The sequence below is a fragment of the Micromonospora sp. NPDC048843 genome (genome assembly GCF_040649965.1).
GTDB lineage: Bacteria > Actinomycetota > Actinomycetes > Mycobacteriales > Micromonosporaceae > Micromonospora > Micromonospora hortensis.
The window spans coordinates 1-2,565 of sequence record NZ_JBEZGJ010000348.1; the positions used below are offsets into that span (position 1 = coordinate 1).

Annotated in this window: 3 protein-coding genes; all 3 read right to left on the reverse strand. The window is 68.0% G+C overall.

Annotated features, from left to right (window positions below):
* On the reverse strand, positions 1-396 hold a 396-nt coding region (locus AB0C20_RS35925), incomplete at its 3' end, for a hypothetical protein (RefSeq protein ID WP_357569690.1).
* Positions 397-940: 544 nt separating this feature from the next.
* Positions 941-1,342, reverse strand: a complete 402-nt coding sequence (locus AB0C20_RS35930; RefSeq protein WP_357569691.1) for a hypothetical protein — start codon at positions 1,340-1,342, stop codon at positions 941-943.
* Positions 1,343-1,461: 119 nt separating this feature from the next.
* Positions 1,462-2,451 (reverse strand): DUF932 domain-containing protein, encoded by a 990-nt coding sequence (locus AB0C20_RS35935; protein WP_357569692.1) that lies wholly within the window; start codon positions 2,449-2,451, stop codon positions 1,462-1,464.
* Between the last annotated feature and the right edge of the window lie 114 nt (positions 2,452-2,565).

A 2,565-nucleotide genomic window follows, 5' to 3' on the forward strand; every position in this document is an offset into this window, starting at 1 on the left:
GCATCGGCGTGGCCGCCGAAGAGATCGGCTCGGCCGGCAGCGACCTGACGAAGATGGCCGACAACTTCGAGTTGGTCGAGTGTCGAGGACGTTGGCGGCCTGGCGTAGCAGGTGCTCGATGACGAGGCCGGCGTCGTAGACGTCGGCACGGGTGTCGATCTTGGTGGCGTTGTCCCAGTCCCAGGTGCCGTTGGCCATGGCGGGGACGTGCCAGAGGTCGCCGTCCTGGTCGAGGAAGAATGCGCGGCCTTGCTGATGGGCCAGCAGTGTGAGGGGTTGGGTGGCGCAGGTGATGGTGCAGGCGCAGCCGGGCTCGTTGTAGGTGGTGCGCGGCAGGCGGTAGTGGATGATGCAGCGGCAGTCGCAGACCCTGCGCCACGGTGGCGTGTGCGTCACGGGTTCCTCCGCAAGGGGTGAATGCGCGTACGCCTCGGTCGCCGCCGGCGTTGGGGCGGCTTCCGAGGCGTAGGCGGTGGGATCGGGTTGTGTCAGGCCGTCCTGGGTTCGACGGCGGGATGGCGAAGGTTCTGCCTGGTCCGAGGAGCAGGTCGTTCTGGACCTGCCGGGTTTCCTCGACGGTGAGCACGTAGGCCGGCAGCCGCGGTATGTGTTCGCGCCAGGCGCGGTAGAGGCGGTGGGTCCCGTCGATGAGTAGCGTGGCGGGCGGCTGTTCGTTGACGCTGATCTGCGCCACGATCAGGGGCTCGGCCAGGTCGGTGGTCATGGTGTAGGTCCGGTTGAGTGCGGTGTTGGTCGGGCCGATGAGGCTGGTTGCCCACGGGTTGGGGTTGTCGAGATGGGCAAGGCCGTATGCGGCGGCCCGCGCCGGCACGTCCAAGGGGTCGGGTGTCGCGGGGCGACGCCGCGATCAGCGCCTGCGCGGTGTCGATCGAGAACACCCACGGCCCGAAGTGGAACCACTGAGGTAGGCGGAGGCCGGTCACTGGTGGTCCTTCATCGCGGTGACGCGGGTGTAGATCGCGACGCAGCGCAGGATCAGCTCGTGTGACGGCAGGGTCAGCAGCTGTTGCCGCTTGTCGTCGCGGAGTTGGTCCCAGATGAGGATGGTGACGCTGGCCGACCACAGGTCGACGAGGACACCGTCGATCTTGGCGTGCTGCCGGTCGGCGATGATGCGCCGCAGCGTGTCGATGAGGGTGGGGTCTCCGGGTGGGTGGTTGGCGTCGTCGGGTCGGGCGGCTTCGGGGAGCAGGGTGTAGCAGTCTTCGCAGGTGGACTCGACTCTCGGCGGATCTTCGGTCTCCCACCGCTGAACGTCGGCAGCGGGCAGGCCGCACACGGACTGTCGAAGGTCGCGGGGGTGGCGGATATGGCGATTCATCGGCGAGCCGTCTCGTCTGATCCGCGCCGCCTGGTGCTCGGTGCTGCCATGGGTGTGTCCGTTCTGTGCGGGCCGGGGCAGCGGTCAGTGGACCGCCGCCCCGAGGGGCCGAGGCGCGGTCAGACCTTCAGCAGGTCGAAGGCGGCCACCTTCAGCTCGCCGACGTTGCCGGTGATCACCCGGTTGGCGCGGGCGAACTCGTTCTTAGCGGGCTGATAGTGGTCGAGGTACTCGGTCACGGCCTGGTAGCCGGCCCACCGGGTGCCGAAGATGGCCTTCTGGGTGTCGGCCTCGCGGATCAGGTACTTGAGGGTGCCGAGGCGCTGCTTGGCGTTGTTGCGGGTCTGCTCGGACGCGTTGTCCTTGACCGGCCACACCTGGCCGACGACCTTCTCGAACTCCCGCATGGTCAGCTCGGTCTGGAGCATCCGCTCGGCGGCCTTCTCGAAGGTCTCCATGTACTTCCACATCAGGCCCAGCGCCTCGCGAGCCTGGCTGATCTGGGAGTTGACGTTGGAGGTGTGCCGGAACGTGTAGTGCCCGGCAGAGTGGGCGAAGGCGGCGCGTTGGGTGTTGGCGCAGACGACCCGGATCGGGCTGGCGTCCACCCGCAGGGCGGCGGTGCCGTCATGCGAGGTCGTGCCGATCAGGTAGAGGTCCAGCCGGTCGACTCCGGCGATCTCCATCGCCGTGGGCAGCTTCATCGTGACGAACACCGACTTGCCGCGGCGGAGGCTGCCCGCGGTCTCGAAGTGGGCGCCGCCTACCTGATCGACGAGGCGGTCGAGCATCTCGGCGCACTGCTCGTTCTGGACCACGGTGTAGTCGGTTCCGACGATGCCCAGGTACTCGGTTTCGCTGGTGACCGGGTTGCGGCGGACGGTCATGCGCTTGTCGTCGGCGGGGATCTGCACCTCGACTCCGTTGACGATGTCGATGCCGACGGTGCGGATGGTCCGTACGCCCCAGTCGCCGAGCCGGGCGGCGGCCATGATCTCCTCGGCCTTCATCGTGTCCTGGGTGACGGTGCCCAGCTGGTGCCAGGCCGACAGGCGGGCGCTGGCGAAAGCGGTCGTTCCGTCGGCGAACGTCTCAAGTTCGTGCGGCACGGGGTGCTCCTTCTCGATATTGCTCATGAGAGGACGCCGGGCCGGCTCAGGTCGCGGAGTGGAAGGAGTTGAAGCCGTCGGTGGTCGACTCCTCGGCCCGCTCGTAGGCGTCGG